General features: G+C 75.6%; 4 protein-coding genes. 2 read left to right on the forward strand and 2 right to left on the reverse strand.

The features are described 5' to 3' along the window. Positions 1-185: 185 nt before the first annotated feature. A complete protein-coding gene (locus tag CCN44_RS40760) occupies positions 186-1193 on the forward strand; it encodes a Ppx/GppA family phosphatase (RefSeq protein WP_059246966.1) in 1008 nt (335 codons plus the stop codon). Between the two features lie 402 nt (positions 1194-1595). Here the strand turns inward: CCN44_RS40760 and CCN44_RS40765 are convergent, their stop codons facing one another. Further along, positions 1596-2678 (reverse strand): GNAT family N-acetyltransferase, encoded by a 1083-nt coding sequence (locus CCN44_RS40765; protein WP_086704223.1) that lies wholly within the window; start codon positions 2676-2678, stop codon positions 1596-1598. 159 nt (positions 2679-2837) lie between these two features. After that, entirely contained in the window at positions 2838-3710 is an 873-nt protein-coding gene (locus tag CCN44_RS40770) for a helix-turn-helix transcriptional regulator (RefSeq protein WP_059246962.1), read from the reverse strand. 142 nt (positions 3711-3852) lie between these two features. Between CCN44_RS40770 and CCN44_RS40775 the strand changes: the two genes are divergently transcribed. Next, the gene (locus CCN44_RS40775) at positions 3853-4605 is read left to right on the forward strand and encodes an SDR family oxidoreductase (protein ID WP_086704226.1); all 753 of its coding nucleotides are present in this window, start codon (positions 3853-3855) and stop codon (positions 4603-4605) included. Positions 4606-4622: the final 17 nt, after the last annotated feature.

Here is a 4622-nt window from a genome sequence, read left to right on the forward strand (position 1 = left end):
GACCGAAGCGGAGGAGTGGCGCAGGGCGCACGGCGCCGCCCCTCCCCGTTCCGTGCGCCCTGCGCCACTCCTCCGCTTCGGTCCGGTCCGGGGAGCCGGTTGGGGGGCGTGTTGCCGGGGTGGTGTGCATCGGCACGCCCCCTCGTGTGACGGGTTGTCACCGATGGAGTGGGTACTCCCCGGCCATGCGGGTGAGCGTGGTGGACGCGGGGTCGAACACGGTCCGATTGGTGATCGCGGATGTGGAGGGGGGTGTTCCGTTGCCGGTGCACACCGTCAAGTGGAAGCTCCGCCTCAACGAACAGGTCGCCCCGGACGGCATGATCGCCGACGAGGCGGTGGAGCGGCTGGTGAAGGCGGTGGCCGCGGCGGGGGCCACCGCCCGGCGCTGGCACGCGGCGGGCCCGCTGGCCTTCGCCACCACGGTGGTCCGCAACGCCCCGAACCGCCATGAGGTGCTCCAGCGGGTGGCGTCCGGCACCGGGATCCGCATGTGCACCCTGCCCGGTGAGACGGAGGCCGAGCTGACCTTCCTGGCGGCCCGCCGCTGGCTCGGCTGGAAGGCGGGCCCGCTCGCCCTGCTCGACATCGGCGGCGGCTCGCTGGAGGTGGCCTTCGGCCGGGGCCGGCTGCCCGACTTCGCCGCCTCCTTGCCGCTCGGCGCGAACCGGCTGACCCAGGAGTACCTGGGCGTCCAGGACCCGCCGGGCGCGGCCGAGCTGAAGGAGCTGCGCCGCCGTGTCCGTCACGAACTGCGGGACGTGGCCTCGCGGATCCGCTGGGAAGGTCCGCGCACCGCTGCCGTCACCTCCCGTACCTTCCAGCAGCTGGCCCGGCTGTGCGGGGCCGCGCCGGGCCGGTTCGGCCCGTTCGTGGAGCGGGAACTGGCCTGCCGCGACCTGCGCGAGGCGGCGCGCGCCCTCGCCGCGCTGCCCGCCGCCGAACGCGCCCAGCTGCCCGGCATCTCCGCCCCGCGCGCCGCCCAGAGCCTGGCCGGCGCGGTCGTGGGGCGCACGGCGCTGAAACTGATGGGCCTGCCCCGGGCCGTGGTGTGCCCCTGGGCGATCCGCGAGGGCGTGCTGTTGCGCTACGCCGAGGACGGCAGCGACTGGTGGACGGACGCCACCGGGACCGCCGACCCCGCACCGGTGTCCGCGGCGGCGACCCTGCGCATCGCCGGCCCGCCCGCGTGACCCCACCCTGCCCGCGGCCGACGGGCACCGCCCCGGGATCACCGGCCGGTGCAGAGCCGTACGGGCGGGCCAGGGGCGGACGGCAGGGCGGGGCCGCACTCCACGGTTCGGGACCGTCCCGTCGGGCTCCCAGCCGTACCGCCGCAGCCGCCGCGCCTTCTCCCTGCGGCCCGCCGGCTCCAGCAGGTCCGCGAACCGCTGCCAGGCGTACGGGTCACCGGCTCCCGGGGCGCGGCGGAGCCGGTCCAGCGCCTCCCGGTACGTCCCGCGCCGTGGAGCGGCTGGGCCACGGCGGCCCGCGGCTCGTCACACTGGGGCGGGCCGCACTGTTCGCTGTCGTCCGCGGGGGTGCTCTCGTCGCGGGCGGTCCGCCGGGGTGCCGGAGCCGGTGAGCGGCTGGGGCTACCGGCCGCGGGTGCGCAGGGCGCCCGCCGTCCGCAGCAGCCGGTCGGCCGGCTCGCGCAGCCGGGGGTGGGCCAGCACCGTGTTCCGCAGGCCGCGCACCGGCCGCCGCCACAGCCGGCGGGCCAGTGCCACGGGGTGCGGGCGGGCCGCGAACCCCTCGCCGACGCGCAGTTCGCGGGTCTTGAGCCAGTCCTTGTACTCCTTGTCGCCGCGTCCGAGGTCGACCAGGGTCACCCCGTGCCGGGCAGCCGCCTCGGCGGTCCGCAGGTGCATCATCAACCCGGGCGAGTAGGCGGGGAGTCCGGGATCGTACGCGGTGAACCAGGCGGCCAGTACGGTGCTGGACCGGGGGCCGAAATGGGCGGCGACCGGCCGGTCGCCCGCGTACAGCACGGACAGCACCCCGGTGAAGTGCTCCTCGCGGACGCGGAACAGGTGGTCGACCAGGCCGACGATCCACGGCCGGGAGAACCGGTCCATGCGCCCGGTCCTGCGGTACTGCGCGGACTTCCAGCGCATGAGGGTGCGCAGCATCCGCGGGTCGCGCTCGTCGAACTCGAACCGCACCTCGCCCACGTCCCGGCCGAGCCGGCGCTCCTTCTTCAGCGTCGTCTTGGCCAGCCCCGGGTAGGTGCCGCGCAGCCACTCCGGGTAGGTGCCGTCGCCGGGTTTCACATCGATCACCGGTGAGGCGAAGGTGCCGGTGACATGGGGCTCGAACGGCCGTTGTCCGCACACCAGATGGTCGAACTCGAAGACGCTCAGCCCGCAGGCCCGCAGCAGTTCCGGCGTGTCCCAGGTGACCCCGGGCCGGTGCACGAGGGCCTGGCAGTCGGACAGTCCGAGGCCGATGGCCCGGCCGGCGCCGAACGGCCCTCGCTCGTACGGGAGGAAGCCGACCGGTTCCCCGCCCTGCCGCAGGACCGCCACCCGCGCCCCGCTCCGGAACCGGCCGACGCCGGCCGCGAACTCCGGTGCCAGGAAGGGGTTGGCGTACTCGGGCGACTCGTCCATCGCGCGGTGCCAGGCCGCACGCAGCCCGGACGTCAGCTCCTCGGGTCTGTGGACGGTGATCTCCACATCGGTCTCCCCCCATAGCGCGCCGAGCGCGTCGCGAACCGTAGGACAAGGCTCAAACCTCGCGAAACAGCACGCACGCTGTCAAGGGTGCCTCAGGCGACCGAGAGTGCGCCACGGGCGTGCGGGGACCGGTGCCGCGCCGGGGCCGGCCCCCGGGTGTCAGCCCGGCCGCGGCCCCGTCCGGTCCGGGTCCGGCGCCAGGTCCTGGGTGCCGATCACCGACAGCAGTTCCAGCTGGGCGGCCCCCTCGGTGCCCGGCGGGGCGCTGAACCACAGCAGCCGCTGCCGGCCGTCCTCGCTGAACAGGTTGTGGCAGTCCAGTTCGATGACGCCGAGCGCGGGATGGACGATCCGCTTGTGGTCGGTGCGGCGCAGCGCCACGTCCCGGTGCTCCCAGAGCGCGGCGAACTCCTCGCTGCGCCGGCGCAGTGTGGCCACCAGGCGGGTGACGTCGGGGTCCTTGGCGCGCCGGGCGGCGACGGCCCGGAGGTCGGCGGTGAAGACCCGGGAGTGGTGCGGGTGGTCCTCGGCCGGGTACAGCCCGCGGACGGCGGGGTCGGTGAACCAGCGGTAGGCGAAGCTCGCCTCCAGTCCGCGTCCGATCGGCGCCGGGCCGAGCAGGGCCACGGCGAGGGGGTTCTGGGCGAGGGGTTCGTGCAGGTCGGTGATGATCTGGGCGGGGGTGGTGACGAGCCGGTCCAGCAGGCCGAGCAGGGCGGGCTGGGCGTGCCCGACGGGGCCGTGCGCGACGGCCGGCAGCGGGCGCTCGGCGAGGTGGAACAGGTGGTCGCGTTCGTCGCCGCTCAGCCGGAGCGCGCGGGCGAGGGCGGCCAGGACCTGGGCGGAGGGCTGGGCGCCCCGGCCGCGTTCCAGCTCCGTGTAGTAGTCGGCGGACAGCCCCGCCAGGTGGGCGACCTCCTCGCGTCTGAGGCCCGGCACCCGGCGGCGGGGGCCCGCGGTCAGGCCGACGTCGGCGGGGCGGACCCGGTCGCGCCGGGACTTCAGGAATGCGGCCAGCTCCGAGTGGTTCACGCCCCCCATGGTCACGCGAGCGGCCGTCCGGAGCCAGGGGTTGCCGACCCCAGGGTGAGGACAGCCCTGGTCGGCGCGTGGCAGCGGGCCGAGGCTGAGGACACGCATTCCGGTCCGCTCACCACTCACCCCAGGAGCCGCCATGTCCGCCCAGCAGAACCCCGTACAGCCCCGGGTCGCCGTCGTCACCGGCGGTTCCCGCGGCATCGGCCGCGAGACGGTGACGCGGCTCGCCGCCGACGGATTCGCCGTGGTGGTCGGTTACGCGGGCAACCGCGAGCTGGCCGAGGCCGCCGTCGAGGACGTCACCGCGGCGGGCGGCAGCGCGCTCGCCGTCCGCGCCGATGTGGCCGACGAGCAGCAGGTCGCCGCCTTGTTCGAGGCCGCCGCGGCCGAGTACGGAGGTGTCGACGTCGTCGTGCACACGGCGGGCCGGATGTATCTGGCGCCGGTCGCCGAGCTGGACCTCGGGGAGCTGGACGCCCTGCACCGCACCAATGTCCGCGGCACCTTCGTGGTGGCCCGGGAGGCCGCCCGGACGCTGCGCCGCGGCGGTGCGCTGATCACCTTCTCCACGTCCGTGGTGGGCCTGGCGTTCCCCGGCTACGGCGCCTACAGCGCGAGCAAGGGCGCGGTCGAGGCGCTGACCCTGGTGCTGGCCCGGGAGCTGCGCGGGCGGGACGTCACCGTCAACGCGGTGGCCCCCGGCCCCACGGGCACCGACATGTTCCTGGCCGGCAAGGACGAGGAGGCCGTCGCCCGCCTCGCGGCGCAGCCGCCGCTGGAGCGTCTGGGCACGCCCGGCGACATCGCGGAGGTGGTCGCGTTCCTCGCCTCCCCGGCCGGCCACTGGGTCAACGGCCAGGTGATCCGCGCCAACGGCGGCATCATCTGACCCCCTCCCCCGCCTTC

Source organism: Streptomyces tricolor (assembly GCF_002155905.1).
Taxonomy (GTDB): domain Bacteria; phylum Actinomycetota; class Actinomycetes; order Streptomycetales; family Streptomycetaceae; genus Streptomyces; species Streptomyces tricolor.

Excerpts from the sequence above, each read along its gene's own strand:
- CCN44_RS40760 (WP_059246966.1), top strand. The coding sequence starts at position 186 with ATGCGGGTGAGCGTGGTGGACGCGGGGTCGAACACGGTCCGATTGGTG.
- CCN44_RS40775 (WP_086704226.1), top strand. The coding sequence starts at position 3,853 with ATGTCCGCCCAGCAGAACCCCGTACAGCCCCGGGTCGCCGTCGTCACC.